This window comes from Nocardioides sp. W7 (assembly GCF_022919075.1).
Lineage (GTDB): Bacteria > Actinomycetota > Actinomycetes > Propionibacteriales > Nocardioidaceae > Nocardioides.
Map to the genome: position 1 here is coordinate 1,491,609 of NZ_CP095078.1, position 17,259 is coordinate 1,508,867.

Annotated in this window: 15 protein-coding genes; 13 read left to right on the forward strand and 2 right to left on the reverse strand. The window is 73.0% G+C overall.

Features of this window, described 5'->3' with window-relative positions; translation table 11 throughout:
• The first annotated feature begins 18 nt into the window (after positions 1-18).
• Genes folP through MUB56_RS07075 form a run of 6 tightly spaced genes read left to right on the forward strand, consistent with a single transcriptional unit; the run spans position 19 to position 4,062 of the window.
• Positions 19-852, forward strand: coding sequence for a dihydropteroate synthase (gene folP / locus MUB56_RS07050; protein WP_244932361.1), 834 nt, complete (start codon positions 19-21; stop codon positions 850-852).
• The gene (gene folB, locus MUB56_RS07055) at positions 849-1,229 is read left to right on the forward strand and encodes a dihydroneopterin aldolase (RefSeq protein WP_244931196.1); all 381 of its coding nucleotides are present in this window, start codon (positions 849-851) and stop codon (positions 1,227-1,229) included. The genes folP and folB overlap by 4 nt, the downstream gene beginning before the upstream one ends.
• On the forward strand, positions 1,222-1,791 hold the full coding sequence (folK, locus tag MUB56_RS07060; protein ID WP_244931197.1) for a 2-amino-4-hydroxy-6-hydroxymethyldihydropteridine diphosphokinase: 570 nt from the start codon (positions 1,222-1,224) through the stop codon (positions 1,789-1,791). Before folB ends, folK begins: the two co-directional genes overlap by 8 nt.
• Positions 1,792-1,798: 7 nt before the next feature.
• Positions 1,799-2,302: a DUF3180 domain-containing protein gene (locus tag MUB56_RS07065; RefSeq protein WP_244931198.1), complete on the forward strand. Its 504-nt coding sequence runs from the start codon at positions 1,799-1,801 to the stop codon at positions 2,300-2,302.
• Positions 2,303-2,312: 10 nt separating this feature from the next.
• Positions 2,313-2,936 carry a hypothetical protein gene (locus tag MUB56_RS07070; protein WP_244931199.1) on the forward strand — a complete coding sequence of 208 codons (624 nt, stop codon included), beginning with the start codon at positions 2,313-2,315 and terminating at the stop codon, positions 2,934-2,936.
• A 43-nt stretch (positions 2,937-2,979) separates the two neighbouring features.
• Positions 2,980-4,062 carry a GNAT family N-acetyltransferase gene (locus MUB56_RS07075; protein WP_244931200.1) on the forward strand — a complete coding sequence of 361 codons (1,083 nt, stop codon included), beginning with the start codon at positions 2,980-2,982 and terminating at the stop codon, positions 4,060-4,062.
• A gap of 104 nt (positions 4,063-4,166) precedes the next feature.
• On the opposite strand, the gene MUB56_RS07080 is transcribed toward MUB56_RS07075, so the two are convergent.
• A complete protein-coding gene (locus MUB56_RS07080; RefSeq protein ID WP_280637409.1) occupies positions 4,167-5,132 on the reverse strand; it encodes an ATP-binding cassette domain-containing protein in 966 nt (321 codons plus the stop codon).
• A 37-nt stretch (positions 5,133-5,169) separates the two neighbouring features.
• On the opposite strand from MUB56_RS07080, the gene MUB56_RS07085 reads away from it, so the two are divergent.
• The 5 genes from MUB56_RS07085 to MUB56_RS07105 all read left to right on the forward strand — a co-directional run bounded on the left by MUB56_RS07085 (position 5,170) and on the right by MUB56_RS07105 (position 12,717).
• Complete coding sequence (locus MUB56_RS07085; RefSeq protein ID WP_244931201.1) at positions 5,170-5,889, forward strand: ABC transporter permease subunit; 720 nt, start codon at positions 5,170-5,172, stop codon at positions 5,887-5,889.
• Positions 5,886-6,641 carry an ABC transporter permease gene (locus tag MUB56_RS07090; protein WP_244931202.1) on the forward strand — a complete coding sequence of 252 codons (756 nt, stop codon included), beginning with the start codon at positions 5,886-5,888 and terminating at the stop codon, positions 6,639-6,641. The genes MUB56_RS07085 and MUB56_RS07090 overlap by 4 nt, the downstream gene beginning before the upstream one ends.
• Before the next feature lie 61 nt (positions 6,642-6,702).
• Positions 6,703-7,644: a glycine betaine ABC transporter substrate-binding protein gene (locus tag MUB56_RS07095; protein ID WP_244931203.1), complete on the forward strand. Its 942-nt coding sequence runs from the start codon at positions 6,703-6,705 to the stop codon at positions 7,642-7,644.
• 157 nt (positions 7,645-7,801) lie between these two features.
• Positions 7,802-9,049 (forward strand): glycosyltransferase family 2 protein, encoded by a 1,248-nt coding sequence (locus tag MUB56_RS07100; protein ID WP_244931204.1) that lies wholly within the window; start codon positions 7,802-7,804, stop codon positions 9,047-9,049.
• A 104-nt stretch (positions 9,050-9,153) separates the two neighbouring features.
• Complete coding sequence (locus MUB56_RS07105; RefSeq protein WP_244931205.1) at positions 9,154-12,717, forward strand: CDP-glycerol glycerophosphotransferase family protein; 3,564 nt, start codon at positions 9,154-9,156, stop codon at positions 12,715-12,717.
• Between the two features lie 27 nt (positions 12,718-12,744).
• Here the strand turns inward: MUB56_RS07105 and MUB56_RS07110 are convergent, their stop codons facing one another.
• Positions 12,745-14,160 carry a bifunctional cytidylyltransferase/SDR family oxidoreductase gene (locus MUB56_RS07110; RefSeq protein WP_244931206.1) on the reverse strand — a complete coding sequence of 472 codons (1,416 nt, stop codon included), beginning with the start codon at positions 14,158-14,160 and terminating at the stop codon, positions 12,745-12,747.
• Between the two features lie 164 nt (positions 14,161-14,324).
• On the opposite strand from MUB56_RS07110, the gene MUB56_RS07115 reads away from it, so the two are divergent.
• The gene (locus MUB56_RS07115) at positions 14,325-15,512 is read left to right on the forward strand and encodes a hypothetical protein (protein WP_244931207.1); all 1,188 of its coding nucleotides are present in this window, start codon (positions 14,325-14,327) and stop codon (positions 15,510-15,512) included.
• Complete coding sequence (locus MUB56_RS07120; protein ID WP_244931208.1) at positions 15,509-17,203, forward strand: glycosyltransferase 61 family protein; 1,695 nt, start codon at positions 15,509-15,511, stop codon at positions 17,201-17,203. The genes MUB56_RS07115 and MUB56_RS07120 overlap by 4 nt, the downstream gene beginning before the upstream one ends.
• Positions 17,204-17,259 lie beyond the last annotated feature (56 nt).

Sequence of the window (17,259 nt, forward strand, 5' to 3'; positions counted from 1 at the left end):
GTGGACCTGCTGCGATCGATGAGCCGGCCCCGGGTGATGGGCGTCGTCAACGTCACCCCCGACTCGTTCTCGGACGGCGGTCGCTACCTCACCGCCGAGGCGGCCGTGACCCACGGCCTGGACCTGCTGGCCGACGGCGCCGACCTCCTCGACATCGGGGGAGAGTCCACCCGGCCCGGCGCGACCCGGCCGCTGGTCTCCGAGGAGCTCGCGCGGGTCGTCCCGGTGATCCGCCAGCTCGCCGACGCGGGCGCGGTCGTCTCGGTCGACACGATGCGGTCCGAGGTGGCCGAGGCGGCGCTGCGCGCGGGCGCGACGCTGGTCAACGACGTCTCCGGCGGGCTCGCCGACCCGAGGATGCTCGCCGTCGTCGCCGACACCGGAGCGTCGTACGTCGCGATGCACTGGCGCGCGCACAGCGACCACATGACCGACTTCGCGGCGTACGACGGGCCCGGCGGGGTCGTCGCCGGGGTCCGCGACGAGCTCGCGGGCCGGGTCGAGGCGATGCTGGCCGCCGGTATCGCGGAGGACCGGATCGTGCTCGATCCCGGGCTGGGCTTCGCCAAGCGGGCCGAGCACAACTGGGAGCTGCTCGCCGACCTGGAGCCGCTGCGGGCGCTGGGCTTCCCGCTGCTGGTCGGCGCCAGCCGCAAGAGCTTCCTCGGGAGCCTGCTGGCGCCCGAGGGCGGCCCCCCGAGGCCGGTCGAGGAGCGCGAGCACGCCCACGCGGCCGTGGTCGCCCACCTGACCCGCCTGGGAGCCTGGGGGGTGCGCGTGCACGACGTACGTGCCGCGCGCGACACGATCGCCGCCACCGCCGCGATCGTCGCCAAGGAGAGGACGCCATGACGCAGGGGACGACCGACGAGCTGGCCGTGCTGGGCATCGAGTGCTACGGCCACCACGGGGTCTTCGAGTTCGAGAAGCGCGAGGGCCAGACCTTCGTGATCGATCTCGCACTGGGGGTCGACACCGCGCCTGCGGCGGCGTCGGACGACTTGCAAGACACCGTCGACTACGGGAGTCTCGTGGCCGCGGTGAAGAACGCCGTGGAGCAGGAACCGGTCGACCTGATCGAGACCCTGGCGCAGCGGATCGCGGACGTCTGCCTCTTGGACGTCCGTGTTGAATGGGCGAGGGTCACGGTTCACAAGCCGGATGCACCCATCGAGGCGACGTTCCGCGACGTCGCGCTGACGATCACGCGAAGGACTCCCCGTGACTGAGACCCCCAACCCGCACATCGTCGACGCCGACACCCTGACCGGGGAGATGCGTCCGATCCGCCGGGCGGTCCTGGCCCTGGGGTCCAACCTCGGGGAGCGGATCACGGCTCTCCAGGGCGCGGTCAACGCGCTCGCCGACACCCCCGACGTGTGGGTCACCGGCGTCTCGCCGGTCTACGAGACCGCCCCGGTCGACTGTCCCCCGGGGGCCAAGAACTTCCTCAACGCCGTCGTCCTCATCGACACCACCCTCGCCGCGACCCGGCTGATGGACCGTGCGCTGGCCATCGAGGACGCCTTCGACCGCGATCGCTCCGAGGGTCCGAACTCCTCGCGCACCCTCGACGTCGACCTGATCGTGGTGGGTGACCGCCGCAACGACGACGAGCACCTCCGGCTGCCGCACCCCCGCGCCCGGGAGCGCTCGTTCGTGCTCAAGCCGTGGTTCGACCTCGAGCCCGACGCCGAGCTCCCGGACGCCGGCCCGATCTCCGAGCTGCTGGCGAGCCTCGGCACCGACGGCCTGGCGCTGCGCGACGACCTGCTGCTCGAGCTCGAGTGAGCCGCCGGTGAGCCTGCCTCCCGAGGAGCCGCCGGAACCGACCGGCGGGCCCGGTGAAGGGCGGCTCCGGCCCACCTCACCGGCAGCGCTCACCGCCTGCGCGGTCGTCGGCCTGATCGCCGGCTGGTTCGTGCGTCCCCTGGCGGTCGAGCTCGACGGGACCGCGCGGGTCGTGTCCTGGGCGCAGCCGGTCGCCCTCGGCGTGGTGGCCGCGATCGTCGGCGTGGCCGCCTGGTCGACCTGGCGCCAGCTCCAGGTGCGGCGCGAGCGGATCGAGCCGCACCGCGCCCTGAACCGGCTCGCGCTGGCCCGGGCGAGCGCCTACGTCGGCGCCCTGGTGGCCGGCGTCTACGGCGGGTACGCCGTCAGCTGGCTCGGCCTCGCGTCCGACCTCGTCGGCGAGCAGACGACCCGCGCGGGCGTCGCAGCGGTCGCCGGCCTGGCGATGGTCATCGGAGGGCTGTTCCTCGAGCGAGCGTGTCGCGTCCGAACCGACGACCCGGAGGCATAACCTCGACGGCATGCCCCACGAATCGGCACCAGCCTCATCGACCACACGCGTCACAGCACGTCGCCGCCAGCGCAGCACCCGGCTGACCGTCGCCGTGGCCTTCCTGGTGCTCGCCGCCGCCGTCGTCACCGGCGCGGTCCTGAGCGGCTCGTGGCTCCTGGTCACGGTCGCCGCGTTCCTCGGCGTCGCGCTCGGCGCCGCCGCCACCCGGATCACCCACACCGAGCTGGCCCAGGCCCGCCGCGACGCCGCCCGGGACCGAGCCGAGCAGGCCCAGGCCTACCGGCGGCTGACCGAGGAGCGCACGGCCGAGCACGCGTCGTACGTCTCCTCGATGACCGAGCGGATCACCGAGCGCGAGTCGGCGCTCGCCGAGCTGCAGGACGCCCTCGGGGTGGCCCAGCGCCGCGCCGCGGACGCCACCCGCAAGATGAACGCCGAGGCGCGTCGCGCCGACGTCGCCGAGCGCGAGGGCGAGCGGGTCGTGTCCCGCCTCGACGAGGCGGAGCAGACCGCGGCCGAGGCGGTCGTCATGGTGGCCGAGCTGGAGCAGCAGGTCGACGTGCTCAAGGCGGAGCTCGAGACGGTCACCAGCGCGTGGCGCGCGGCCGAGGCGACCCGCAAGCGCGCCTGAGCCGCTGCACGACTCCAGACCCGGTGGGGCAGAATGCCTCTACGTGATCCCCGACGACTCCCGCTTCGAGACCGACCCCGAGGAGCTGGTCCCGGACCCGCCCGGCCTGCCGGAGGACTGGAGCGTCGCGACCCCGGACCCCAGTGACCGCTTCGTCGTCGCCCGGCTGACCCAGCTGCTGCGCGCACACGAGCGGCACGGCCGCGGCTGGGCCGGCTCGGGCGTCGACGACGTGCTCGTCGAGGTCTCCGAGCAGGGCCTGCGCACCCGCGAGAACGTCGTCGTCCGCGACCCCGACGACGAGATCCGCGCCTGGGGGAGCGTCCACGACCGGGCCGGCGGCCGGATGCTCTTCCTGCACGTCGTCGAGCGGGACCTGCCCGACGCGATCGCCCGGGCCTGCTCCGACGTGCTCGTGGAGTGGGCGGTCGGCCAGGCGAAGGCGGTCGGCGCCGCGCGGGGCCTGGAGGTCCAGCAGATCGACACCGGTGCGTTCGCCGACGACGAGCGCCAGCACGCCTGGCTGAGCGCGTCCGGCTTCACCCACGTCCGGACCTGGCATCAGCAGACCCGCCCGGTCACCCCCGACGAGGTCGGGCTGGTCCCCGACCCGGCGCTGTGGGAGCAGGACGGCATGCGGATCCGCCTGGTGCGTCGTACCGGCTCCGGCATGCCCGACGAGGACGACCTGCGCGACGTCCACGACGTGCTGGAGAGCGCGTTCGTCGACCACTTCAACTCGTGGGAGGAGACCTTCGACGAGTTCCTGCACCGGCTGCGCGAGGACCCCGGCCACCGCTGGGACCACTGGTGGCTGGCCGAGCTCGTCGACGGCGACGAGCGGCAGCCCGTCGGCGCGCTGGTGGCCAACGTGTCGTCGAGCACCAGCGGACCCGATGGCTCCTACGTCTCCTACATCGGCGTGCTCGAGGCGGCCCGCGGCCGGGGCGTGGCCAAGGGTCTGCTGCGCACCGTGATCGCCGACGCGGCCGCCCGCGGTCGCGACCGGGTCGGCCTCGAGGTCGACGCCGACTCACCCACCGGAGCGCACGGGCTGTACGCCGCGCTGGGCTGGGAGACGAAGTACGTCACCGAGTCCTGGCACCGCGACGTCCCCGTCGACTGACCCCCCTGGGCCCCACCCCTGACCGCCGAGTCAGCACGAATGGTGGGCCGAGTCAGCACCAGTAGTGCCGACTCGGCCCACCATTCGTGCAGACTCGGCGATGCTCAGGTGTCGGCGAGGGACGCGCGCAGGGCGCGGTGGATGCCGTTGGGGGTCAGTACGCCGACGAACTGCGGGCCGTCCTTGACGCCGACCAGGCCCCGGTCGTCGCGCAGGAGTACGGCGAGCGCCTCCTCGAGCGAGGCGCCGACGTCGATCACGGCGCCCAGGGAGCCGGCGCTGACGCCGTCGAGCGGCTCCAGGTGCGCGCGGTCGATCCGGGTGACGCTAAGCCGGCGCAGGCCGCGGGTCGAGCCCACGAAGTCGGCGACGAAGTCGTCGGCGGGCCGGCCGAGCACCTCGGCCGGGGTGCCGTACTGCGCGAGCCGGCCGCCGGTCGCGAAGACCGCGACCCGGTCACCCATCCGCACCGCCTCGTCGATGTCGTGGGTGACCAGGACGACGGTCTTGCCGAGCTCGCGCTGCAGCCGCAGGAACTCGTCCTGCAGGCGCACCCGCACCACCGGGTCGACGGCGCCGAACGGCTCGTCCATGAGCAGCACCGGCGGGTTGGCGGCCAGCGCCCGGGCCACGCCGACGCGCTGCCGCTGACCGCCCGAGAGCTGGTGCGGGTAGCGGTCGGCGTACGTCGCGGGATCGAGGCCGACGAGCTCCATCAGCTCGAGGGCCCGGCGGCGGGCGGTCGCCTTGGACTCGCCGTACAGCAGCGGCACCGTCATCACGTTGGTGACGATCCTCTGGTGGGGGAACAGCCCGACCTGCTGGATGACGTAGCCGATGCCGCGGCGCAGCTGGACCGGGTCCTGGCCGGTCACGTCCGCGCCGTCGATCTCGATGGTCCCCGTCGTGGGCTCGATCAGCCGGTTGATCATCTTCAGCGTCGTCGACTTGCCGCACCCGGACGGGCCGACGAAGCAGACCAGCTCGCCCCGGCCGACCTCCAGGTCGAGGCCGTGCACGGCGACGGTGCCGTCGGCGTACGTCTTTCCCACGCCCGTGAGGCGGATCATCGCGTCGCCGTCCGCCGAACGGGTACGTTCCATGATCGTGACCCTACCCACGGCGGGCGCCGCAGCGGCCCTCCCGACGGAAGAGCCGAGCTGCTACAGCCGGTTCGTCAACGAGTGGTTCTGCTGGCAGTACGTCGAGGACCGTCACGACGAGATCACCGACGCCCTGGTCCAGCACGTCGCGATCACCCTCGCGGCCCTCCTGCTCGGCGTCGTGCTCGCCTTCCCGCTGGCCCTGCTCGCCCGTCGCCTCCCGCGGCTGCGGTCGGCGGTGCTGGGTCTCAGCACCGGTCTCTACACGATCCCCTCGCTCGCGCTCTTCCCGCTGCTGGTCCCGTTCACGGGGCTGTCGCCGACCACGGTGGTGATCGGGCTCGGTCTCTATGCGCTGACGATCCTGGTCCGCGCCCTCCTCGACGGCCTGGCCTCGGTCCCCGAGGACGTCCGCGAGGCGGCGACCGGCCTCGGCCACGGGCGCGCCCGGCTGTTGCTGCGGATCGAGCTCCCGCTCGCGCTGCCGGTCGCGATGGCCGGGCTCCGGGTCGCCGCCGTCTCGACGGTCGCCCTCACCACGGTCGGCACGCTGGTGGCGTACGGCGGCCTCGGCAACCTGATCTCCCACGGGGTGCAGCGCGACTTCCGGGCCGAGCTCGTCACGGCGGCGGTGCTGTGCGTGGCCCTCGCGGTCGTGCTCGACGCCCTGTTGGTCCTGCTGCAGCGGGTCCTCACGCCGTGGACGCGGGCCGCGCCCGCATGAGCATCTTCGCCGAGACCTGGCGCTACCTCACCGACGGCGCCAGCTGGTCGGGTCCCGACGGTTTCGTGGCGCGACTGCTGGAGCAGCTGCTGGTCACCGGCACCGCGCTGGCGGTGGCGATGATCGTGGGCCTGCCGCTGGCCCTCTGGCTGGGGCACCTCGGTCGGGGCGGCTTCGTGGCCATCAACATCTCCAACATCGGCCGGGCCGTCCCGACGTTCGCGCTGCTCGCCCTCCTGGTCGCCGCGGACTGGCCGGGCTCCGGTGACTTCGGCCCCTACGGCCGGGCGGGGCTCGCGACCCTGATCGCGCTCGTCCTCTTCGCGCTGCCTCCCCTCATCACCAACGCCTACGTCGGCGTCCGCGAGGTCCCCGCCGAGCTGCTGGAGGCCGCCGACGGGATGGGCATGTCGTCCTGGCAGCGGTTCCGTCGCGTCGAGCTGCCGCTCGCCGTACCGGTCGTGGCCTCCGGCGTGCGGCTGGCCCTGGTCCAGCTGTGGGCCACGGCGACCATCGCCGCGCTGGTGGCGGGGCCCGGCGTGGGCCGGATCATCACCGAGGGGTTCGCCCGCAACGACTACGGCCAGGGCCTCGCCGGCGCGGTCGTCGTGGCGGTGGTCGCGCTGGTCCTCGAGCTCCTCGCCGCACTGCTGCAGCGTGCCGTCGACCCGGTGCGGCGCGCGTCACCCGATCGGGACTCCCGGTTGTCGGCGTCCGGGTCTACGGTTGCCGAAGCCCCCTCCCGGGGCTGAGCGGACCCGCTCACACCACCGGACACGCGTGGCCACGGCCACGGGACACAGAAGGTTCACCATGTTGCTACGACGTCCGCTCGCCGCCGCCCTCACCGCCGGCCTGCTCCTCCTCGCCACCGCCTGTGCCGGGGACGACCTCGACTCCGACTCCGCCGACGACCCCGAGACCAGCGGCTCGGGCGAGGGCACCTCGGTGGTGATCGGCAGCCAGAGCTTCGACGAGGCCGCGCTCGTCACCGCGATGTACCAGCAGGTCCTGGAGGCCGAGGGCTACCAGGTCGAGACCCGGCTGGTCGACACCCGGCCGGCCTACCTCGGGGAGATGCCGGACGCCGTCCAGATCGCTCCGGAGTACGTCGCGGGCATCGTCGACCAGCTCAACACCGACGCGAACGGTCCCGATGCGGCCGCGCTCTCGACGAGCGACGCCCAGGAGACGATCGACGCGGGCGCCGCACTGCTGGAGGAGAAGGGCCTGACCCTCCTCGACCCGTCCCCGGCGTACTCCGCCAACGGCTACTTCGTGAGCACCGAGGCCTCTCCCGACGTCACCGCGCTCTCCGATCTGAAGGGCCAGCAGGTCACCCTGGCCGCCGCGCCCGACTGCAAGGGCCGGGCCGACTGCGAGAAGGGCCTGGTCGAGACCTACGGCATCGACGTCACCCTGGAGCCGCTGGGCTACGCGTCCCCGGAGACCTTCCAGGCCGTGCTCGACGGTGAGGCGCAGCTCGGCCAGACCAGCACCCTCGACGGCACCCTCGAGGAACAGGGCCTGCTCCTGCTGGAGGACGACCTGGGCATCCAGCCCGCGCAGAACCTCGTCCCCGCGGTGTCGACGGCGTTCCTCGACGAGCACCCGGACGTGGAGGAGCCGCTCAACGCCCTGATGGCCGCGCTCGACAACGACACCCTCGCCGAGCTGCTCGTCCGGGTGCAGGTCGACCGCGAGCGGGCCGAGGACGTCGCCGCCGACTTCCTCGCCTCCGCCGACCTGCTCTGAGGGTCGGCCTTCGGGTCGGCTCCGCCTGCCTCAGCCGACGAGCGCCGCGCCGGTCCCCGGGAACCGGTACGGCGCTCGTCGGGGATGAGGCAGAATCCACGACCGTGCTCCGTGACCTGCCGGCCGGCGATCAGGCGCGCAGCCGAAGGAGGAAGTGATGGCGGACGGCGACGTGCTGACGCCTCGGCTCGGGGTGCTGGCGCATCCCGCGCCGGTCTCGCCGCGGGAGCGACGGCGCCAGGAGCAGCGCCGCGTCGAGGGCCGGGTCAGCGTGATCATGCCGGCGTTCAACGTCGCGCCGTACATAGCCGAGGCGGTGGGGTCCGTCCTCGGGCAGAGCCACCGGCAGGTGGAGCTCGTCGTCGTCGACGACGGCTCGACCGACGGCACCCGCGCCATCCTGGACGACCTGGCGGCCGCGGACGACCGGCTCCAGGTGCACGCCCAGGCCAACAGCGGTCCGAACGCCGCGCGCAACCTCGCGCTCGGCCACGCGACCGGCGAGTTCGTGACCTTCCTCGACGGCGACGACGTGGTGCTGCCCGGAGCCTACGAGCGGATGGTGCGCTCCCTGCGCACGAGCGGCTCCGACTTCGCGCAGGCGTCGTACGTCCGCATCCGCGACGGCGTGCAGGAGCCGGCCGCTCCGTGGATCCGCCGCGCGCACGCCAAGGAGATGATCGGCGCGGCCGTGACCGACCGGCCGACGATGATGGTCAACGCGGTGCAGTGGAGCAAGGTCTACCGCCGCTCGTTCTGGGACGAGAGCGTCCGCGAGTTCGCGCTGCCCGGCTACTACCAGGACCAGTTGGTCAGCGCCCGCGCCTTCGGGCACGCCCGCTCCGTCGACTCCCTCACCGAGCCGACGGTCGCCTGGCGGGCCCGGGACGACCGCTCGTCGATGACCCAGCAGGTGCTGTCCCTCGCCAATATGAGAGACCGCTTCCGAACCGCTCGTGAGTCGCTGGAGATCCTCGAGGTCGTCAGCGGTCGCAAGCTCCACGACGCGCGGCTGACCCACTACCTCAACAACGACTTCGCCTCGACGATCCGCCGAGTCGAGGAGGCGCCCGAGGACTACTGGCGCGCCCTGGTCGAGGAGGTGCGCGGGCTGCTGGCCCTGATGCCGAACCATGAGTTCTGGGACCGGGTCGACCCCCAGCACAAGGTCGTCTACCACCTGATCGGCGACGAGCGGCGCGCCGACGTGGAGGCCTTCAACCGGGCGGGCGGCCGGGTGGTGCGCGACTTCCCCGTCGAGGAGTGCGACGACGGCTACTACGTGCACCTGCCGCTGTGGGAGGACACATCGATCCCGCGGTGGAGCTTCCGGCTCGGTGGTCGCTACGCCCGCGGCCTGCGCGACGGCGGCACCTGGCGCGGTGGGCGGGTCGCGGCGGGCTGAGGCCAGGCGCGGGGGTGTTCCCCCGCCGTCGACCGCCGCGGGGTCCGGTGGGGGTGGCCGGTAGCATCGCCACGCCCCAGCAGGTGTCGAGAGGAGCTTCGTCGGTGCGTCCACGTCAACGGCTGACCCAGGCCCTGGTGCGGGTCGGCAAGGCCACCCCGCGAGGGATCCGTGGCCCGGTCGGACGGGCCAGCCGCCGGTTCCGGAGCGGGTGGGGAGACCCGCTGGTGACCGTGGTGCTGGCCGTCAGCGACGAGGAGTCGACCCGGATCGGCCCGTGCCTGGACGAGCTGCGCGGGCAGCTCTACCGCAGCCTGGAGGTCCGGGTGCAGCCGTGGGGTCGGAGCACCGAGGTGCGCCGGATCGCCACCGAGCACGCCGACGCCGACTGGCGGATCATCCTCGACAAGGACGACGCACCCGACGCCGCCGCGGCCCGCAACAACGGTGCCGCCGCCGCGAAGGGCGTCTACCTGATCTTCGTCGGCGGCGGGGACAACCTGCCCCGGCAGGCCTTCGACCGGCTCACCGACGTGCTACAGCGGTCCGGGTCGGACTTCGCGGTCGGGCGGATGGCCCTCCCGCCCGGCCCCCCGGGGCGCCACGTGGACTCGCCCTTCCGGGCCGCCCACGAGCTGGAGCTGGTCGGCATCGACCTCGCCACCGCACCGGTGGCGGTGACCGACCTCGGGCTCGGCAACCGGATGCTCCGGACCAGTTTCTGGAGGAGCTCGGGGCTGCGGTTCACCCCCGAGCGGCCCCGCGGAGTGGACGTCGCGCTCGCGTCGTACGCCCGGGCCGCGCGCTTCGACCTGCTCGCCGAGGACACCTACGTGCCGACCGGCCGGCGCGACGGGGTGAGCGTCGGTGCGATGACCGATGTCCTCGCCGGCCTGGACGAGTGGCTGCAGGACCACGAGCGCACCTGGGCGCAGCTGGAGGAGCTCGACCTGCCCGACGTCAGCGACTGGTGGCTGTGGGGCGTGCTCGACACCGCCATCCAGCCCTTCGTCGCCGACGTCGAGCGAGCCACCGACGAGCAGTGGATCCGCTTGCGGGACCACGTGCAGCTGCTGCTGCGCTCGGCCGGCGACCAGGCCTGGCGCTCGCTCAGCTCGGAGTCGCGGGTCAAGCTGTGGCTGCTGCAGGCCGGCCGTCGCGCCGAGCTGGAGGAGCTGGTGACCAGCCGCCTCTTCGAGCGCGACAACCGGCCGACCCACGTCGTCGACGGCGTGGTGACCGCCGATCTGCCGTTCCGCGGTGACCCGGAGGTCGGCGTCCCCGACGACTGCTACGTGATGACCGAGCAGGAGACGCCGCTGGTCGTCGTCCTCCGCAACGTCGCGTGGGCCTCGAGCGACCGACTCGAGCTCGACCTCGCCGCCTACGTCGACCACGTGAGCGTCGACGAGCTCCCGGACCTGCGGGTGCAGCTGGTCCGAGACGGCGGCGACGAGCGCGTCCCGCTGGAGATCGTTCAGCGCGTCGACCCGATGGTCAACCACCAGGACGGTCGCAGCCACCAGGACTGGTCGCACGGCACGTTCCGGGCCTACGTCGACACCGCCGCCCTCGCCGAGGCGACGTCGGTCGCGGCCGAGACCGCCCGCTGGACCCTCGACGTCCGGATGACGACCCAGGGGCTGACCCGCCGCGGCGGAGTCACCCGCTTCGACGAGCGCGGGATGGCCGGGGCCCTGTGGCACGGCCACGTCGGCGCGCGCCGGCACGGCGACCAGCGGGTCGGTCCGGTGCGCCAGGGTGCCCGCTTCCGGATCGAGGTACGCCGCGACCACGGCCCCCGGCTCGTCGACGCCCGGGTCACGGGCCGCCGGGTCGTCGGCGCCGTCCGTCCCGGCCGGGACGGGCTGCGCAGCCTGCAGGTCACGATGGGCAACTTGGAGAAGAGGGTGCCCCTGCGCCCGGACGGCGACGTGCTCCGCTTCGACCTCGAGGTCCCGCAGCCCTGGGTGGGCCGCGAGTTCGCGCGGTGGGAGCTCGTCGCGCTCCCCGAGAACGGCGCCCCGCTGCCGGTCGGCTGGCCGGCGGACGAGCGCACCTGGTTCGGCGAGGGGCAGGGCAGCGTCGTCCTCAGCCGCTCCGGCACCGGTGACGTCGACGTGCTCGAGGCCGACGGCGTGCTGGTCCTCGACAGCGTGGAGCTCTCGGCCGAGACCATCGAGCTCACCGGCACCTGGCTCGGCACGCCGGCCCAGGGGAACGTGGAGCTCCTCGGCCCCGCCCGGCTCGGAGCCGAGCTGCGGACCGGTGCCGACGGCGTCGTCCGCGCCTCGGTGCCGACCCGGTGGGACCCGTGGCAGCTCGGGCCGACCCCGGTGCCCCCGGGCTCGTACGTCTTCGAGCTCGACGGCGTCCCCGGGTCCGCGGCCCGGGTGGTCCTCGGCGGCCCGGTCCTGGACCGGATCCTCGACTTCACCGTCGCCCACGGCTACCGGTTCCGGGCGGCCCGCACCGGACGCGGGCCCGGCGTGCAGCTGCTGCCGCCGCTCACCGACGACGAGCGCGGTCCCTTCGGCCAGGCGCGGCTGCAGGCCTGGGCCCGCAGCCACACCGAGCCGATCGAGGCCGACGCCGTCTACCTGCAGTCGTACGACGGCGCCACCGCGACCGACAGCCAGCTGGCCATCCACCACGAGCTGCGGCGTACCCACCCCGAGCTGACGCTCTACTGGGGCGTCGCCGACAGCGCCTCCCAGCTGCCCGAGGGCGCGGTGCCGGTGCTGATGCGCTCGCGCGAGTGGTACCGCGTGCTGACGACCGCCCGCTACCTGTGCCTCAACATCGACGTCGACCGGTGGTTCGCCAAGCGGCCGGGTCAGTCGCTGCTGCAGACCTTCCACGGCTACCCCGCGAAGTCGATGGGCATCCGGATGTGGCAGGCCAAGGGCTACACCCCGCGCCGGATCAGGCTCGAGCTGGACCGGACCTCACGCGACTGGGACCTGATCCTCACCCCGGCGCCCGAGATGGACGTCTACTACCGGCACGAGTACGAGTACGACGGCGCGATCCACAGCGCCGGCTACCCCCGCGACGACGCCCTGGTCGACCACGGAGCCGAGGAGCGTCGTGCGGACACGCGACGTCGGCTCGGCATCTCACCGGAGCAGAAGGTCGTGCTCTACGCGCCGACCTGGCGCGACGACCTCGCCACGAACTGGCGCTCGGCCGAGATGATCCACCACCTCGACCTGGAGTCGGCCAGCCGCAAGCTCGGCCCGGACTACGTCTTCCTGATGCGCGGGCACCGGTTCCACACGCGACCGGACGCCACGGCCGACACCCAGGCGCGACTGCTCGACGTCAGCGGCTACCCGGAGATCAACGACCTGATCCTGGCCGCGGACGCAGCGGTGCTCGACTACTCCTCGTTGCGCTTCGACGTGGCGCTGGCCCGGCGGCCGATGATCTTCCTGGTGCCCGACCTGGCGGCCTACACCGGCGGCGTCCGCGGATTCCTCTACCCGTTCGAGGACTCCGCTCCCGGCCCCCTCGTCGACACCGCCGACCAGGTCATCGACTGGCTCCGGCGGCTGCCCCGCCTCACCGAGGAGTACGCCGGCGCCGTCGAGGACTTCCACCGGACCTACAACTACCTGCAGGACGGCCACAGCGCCGAGCGGGTGGTCAAGGCTTTCTGGGGCTGACCCGGACAGGACTGGGCCCGACCGGGCTCAGTCCTCGTCGTACGCCGTCTCCTGCATCGCCAGCGCGATCGGGTCGGCCCGGCGCAGGTCGATCAGGTGGCCGGTGCCGCCGGCGAGCAGGGTGTCCAGCGAGGCCCGGGCCACCGCGACGGACTCCAGCAGGGAGTCGGCCGGCTCCTGGCCGAAGGCCTTGGTCCGCATGGGCGTGCCGGTGCGCTCGGGGTTGATGCAGTTGACCCGGACGTGGTCGGCGGCCCACTCGTCGGCGAGCGCCTGGGTGAGGTTCACCGTGGCGGCCTTGGCCGAGGAGTAGAGGCTGTAGCCGCTGCGTCCGCGGGTGTAGGAGCTGGAGGTGAACAGCAGCAGGCTGCCGCGCGTCTCCTTCAACAGCGGGTGGAACTCCTGGGCGATCAGGATGGGCGCGATGTAGTTGATCTCGGTCGCGGCCCAGATCGTCTCGTCGGTGCAGTCGAGGAGCGCGCCGCGGGGGAGCACCCCAGCGGTGTTGACGACGAAGTCGACGCGACCGTGCGCCTCCACGACCTGACGGGCCGCCTTCGCGACGTCCTCACGCCGCTGGACGTGGGTGCCGGTCGTGGACCGGCTGAAGGTGACGACGGTGGCGCCGTGCTCCTCGCCGAGCTTCGCGATGTCGGCGCCGATGCCGTAGCTGCCGCCGAAGACGACCATCACCTTGCCGGCCAGCACCTCGCGGTAGGCCTCGGGCTCGCGGCTCGGCGGCAGGTCGCTCTGGGTGAGCTGGAAGAGCTTGTCGGCCAGGTAGAGGTCGATCGGCTCGGTGACCTTCATGTTCCGCTCGTCGCCCGGCACCACCCAGATCGGGACGTCGGGCCGGTAGCGCAGCACCACGGTGCAGTCGTCGGTGGCCTCGAAGTCGGGGTCGAGCTCGGCCTTCGCGTACGCCGCCTTCAACACCGAGGCGAGGAACGCCTGCGGGGTCTGGCCGCGGCGCAGCGAGGCTCGCGGCGGGATGTCCTTGATCGTGTTGTCGGGCCCGACCTCGATGATGGTGTCCGCGGAGGGGATCGCGACGTCGACGGCGCCGTACGACTCGAGCGCCTCGAAGCAGTCGGTGATGATCCGCGGGCTCAGCAGCGGCCGGACCGCGTCGTGCAGCAGGACCTTGCAGTCCTCGTCGCCGAGCGCGGCGAGGGCCCGCCGGGTGGTGTCGTTGCGGGTCTCGGCGCCCTCGAGGATCGCGGCGACCTTCTCGTAGCCGCCGGTGCGCACCATGGCGTGCACCGCGTCGAGGTGGCCGGGGGTCATCAGCACCAGGATCTCGTCGACGTCCTCGTGGGCGTCCAGGATCGCGAGCGTGTGCTCCATGATCGGGCGTCCGGCGATCTTGATGAGCTGCTTCGGGACGTCGAGACCGACGCGGACGCCGACCCCGCCGGCCAGGAGAACGGCGACGTTCTTCACGAGCTGGTGATCCTTTGGTGGTCAGGCAGGAGGGCGTCGAGCAGCCTACAACGCGCTGCGGACCAGGCCGGAGGTCGGACGACCGGGCCCCCGCGCGAGAGCCGATATAGGGTCGGATCGCCCAGAGGTCACGGTGGACAGTGAGCTAGGAGTTGACGAGTCGAATGCGCTCAGCGAGCACGGGGACGGCCCTGCCGGACGGGTCGAAGCTCGTCCACATCGGCATGCCGAAGACCGGTACGACGGCCCTGCAGGCCGCCCTGGATGCCGGGCGACCGCAGCTGCGGGAGGCCGGGGTCCGGCTGGTGGGCAAGGGCCGGCACGAGATGAAGACGGCGCTGGCCGCTGCCGGCACCCTGCCGCCGTACTGGGTCGACCGACGCGAGAAGCGGTGGGAGCAGCTCGCCGAGAACTTCCGGACCTCCCAGGCCCGCTGCACCATCTGGTCGAGCGAGACGCTCTCCCAGGCCGCGCCCGACCGGATCCGGCACATCGCCGATCGGCTGGGGTCGGACACGCACGTGGTGCTCACCCTGCGTCCGCTCGCGCCGCTGCTGGCCTCGCAGTGGCAGGAGGTGCTGCGCCGCCGCGGCACCGAGGACCTGGACACCTGGCTGCACCGGCACTTCGACGCGGTGTCGCCGGACGGCACGGTGAACGTCGAGTGGACCCGGCACATGCCCGAGCTGCACCGGTTCAGCCTGCGCCGCGTCGTCGAGGAGTGGGGCTCGGTCTTCGGCGAGGAGCGCCTGACCTTCGTGGTGGCCGACCCGCACGACCGCTCCAGCGGCATGCGCGTCTTCGAGAGCCTGCTCGGAGTGCCCGTCGGCACGCTCGTCCCGCAGGAGCAGGTCAACGCGTCCACCCCGTACCCCGAGTCGGAGATGCTCCGCGCGTTCAACATCGCCTTCACCGAGAACGGTGGCGACCACCCGACCTGGATGTTCACGGCCGGGAAGGGCGGCAAGCTCGCCCTGCGCGAGCTGCAGAACCTGTCGTCCCACCCGATCCGCACGCCCCGGTGGGCGGCGGATCGGTCCAACGAGTACACCCGCGACTGGATCGCCGCGGTCGAGGCGTCCGACGCGACCGTGATCGGCGACCTCCAGCACCTGCTCGTCGATCCTGCGGACTACCCCGAGGACGTGACGCCCCCGGACACGGTCAGTGTCGCCTCGGCCGGCCGGGTCGCCGAGGTGCTGTTCCGCTCGGCGCTGGAGTACGTCCCCGCTCCCGATCCCCAGGCCGCCGCCCCGGAGCGGCCCGAGCGCGGGCTGGAGTCGTACGACGCCCGCGAACTGCTCCGAGAGCTCGCACGACGCGGTCGCCGTCGGATCGGACGACGTGGGTGAGGCAGCGGCTCGTCGCAGCGCTGGCCGGGGTCCCCGGCGCCCGCGCCGCGGCGCGAACCCTCCGGCGCGGTAGGTCCCGCGCGAGCCTGCTCGCCCAACGCCCGCGGCACCGAGCGCTCGCCGGGCTGGTCGCCGCCGAGCGCGATGGCGAGGATGCTGCGATCGCCGTCATCGGCCCGCATGCCGACGCCCTCGCGCAGCTGGTCCGTGCCCGGTCGCCGCGCGCGGTGGTGACGGCGTACTCCGGCAACGAGAGCGAGCGGCACGTCGCGATGGTGGTCGACGGTCCCTTCGACGTCGTCGTCGACCTCGGCGGCACGGCCGGCCGGCTGCGCCGGTTCGAGGCGACCCTCTTCCACCTGCGTCCCGGCGGGATCCTCGTGGTGCCGGGCGGCGCCGTCGAGCTCGGCCCGCACCGCGGCGACCTCGGTGTGCTGCTGGACACCGCGGGGTCGCCGCCGGAGGGCCCGGGAACGACGTTGGGCCGGCTGCAGGACTTCCGCGACGTGGTCGGGCGGCACGTCACGCATCGCGTCGTCGGGAAGGACCTGTTGCTCACCCACGACGCGCGGCAGGTGCTGGCCAAGCTGCGCGAGCCGGAGTTCAACGACTACCTGCGCCTGGCCGAGACCCCGCACCGGCTGCTGCGGACCCTCCCCGCCGAGGAGCCGCCCCCCGCGCCGGAGGGCGGCGAGGGCCCGGTGCCGCGCCGCCTCCCGATGCACCGCCCCATCAGCAGCGCCACGATCAGCCTCCGCGAGTACCGCGACGTACGGGTCGCGCCCAAGCAGGTGCTCGTCGGCGACCGGGTGCTGCTGCCGGACACGTTCCGCCACAACCAGTGGCCCCACCTGGTGCACAGCCGGCTCGTCGACCACGGTGCCCGGTTCGCGCGGCCGAAGGGTCGGGTGCAGGCGGCGAGCCTGCCCCGGCTGAGCGGCACCTACCTGCACCTCGACAACGAGTTCCGGGGACACTTCGGGCACCTGCTGACCGAGACCCTGTCCCGGGTCTGGAGCTGGCCCGAGGCGCTCGCCATCGACCCGGACGCGCGGGTGCTGGTCGGCACCACCAGCAAGCGTCCCCGCCCGCTCGACTATGAGCTTGAGCTGTACGAGGCCTGCGGCATCCCACGCGATCGCATCGACGTCATCGACCGCCCGGTGCTCGTCGACCGGCTGATCTCCGGCACGCCGCTGTTCAGCCACCCCGACTACGTCCACCCGCGGATCGAGCAGACCTGGCGCGAGGTGGGGGACCGGCTGGCCGACCAGGCCGAGGACCGCGACTGGCCACGCCGCTTCTTCGTGGGTCGGCGCAGCGAGAAGCGGGCGTGCGTCAACGGGGCGGAGGTCGAGGCGATCTTCGCGGAGTACGGCTTCGAGGTCGTCTACCCCGAGGACTACTTGCTGGGCGAGCAGATCAGGCTGTTCCGGGCCGCCGAGGTCGCCGCCGGGTACGCCGGCAGCGGGCTGTTCCAGATCGCGTTCGTGCCCGAGCCGACGCACGTGATCATGGTCGGGCCCGCGTCGTACACCCCTCGCAACGAGTACCTGATGGCGGCGGTCCACGGGCACCGGGTCGAGGCGGTCATCTGCGAGGCCGGCGGCAAGGGCATCCAGACGTCGTACTCCTTCGACGCGGAGCGGGAGGGCCCCTACCTCCGCTCGCTCCTGGAGCGGCTGCCGTGAGGCCGCCCTGTCGTGTCGGCTTCGTCACAGGTGCCGCTGTTCCGTGCGGGAGGCGC

Excerpts from the sequence above, each read along its gene's own strand:
- folP (WP_244932361.1), top strand. The coding sequence starts at position 19 with ATGAGCCGGCCCCGGGTGATGGGCGTCGTCAACGTCACCCCCGACTCG.
- folB (WP_244931196.1), top strand. The coding sequence starts at position 849 with ATGACGCAGGGGACGACCGACGAGCTGGCCGTGCTGGGCATCGAGTGC.
- MUB56_RS07070 (WP_244931199.1), top strand. The coding sequence starts at position 2,313 with ATGCCCCACGAATCGGCACCAGCCTCATCGACCACACGCGTCACAGCA.
- MUB56_RS07080 (WP_280637409.1), bottom strand. The coding sequence starts at position 5,132 with ATGATCCGCCTCACGGGCGTGGGAAAGACGTACGCCGACGGCACCGTC.
- MUB56_RS07090 (WP_244931202.1), top strand. The coding sequence starts at position 5,886 with ATGAGCATCTTCGCCGAGACCTGGCGCTACCTCACCGACGGCGCCAGC.
- MUB56_RS07095 (WP_244931203.1), top strand. The coding sequence starts at position 6,703 with ATGTTGCTACGACGTCCGCTCGCCGCCGCCCTCACCGCCGGCCTGCTC.
- MUB56_RS07100 (WP_244931204.1), top strand. The coding sequence starts at position 7,802 with ATGGCGGACGGCGACGTGCTGACGCCTCGGCTCGGGGTGCTGGCGCAT.
- MUB56_RS07115 (WP_244931207.1), top strand. The coding sequence starts at position 14,325 with ATGCGCTCAGCGAGCACGGGGACGGCCCTGCCGGACGGGTCGAAGCTC.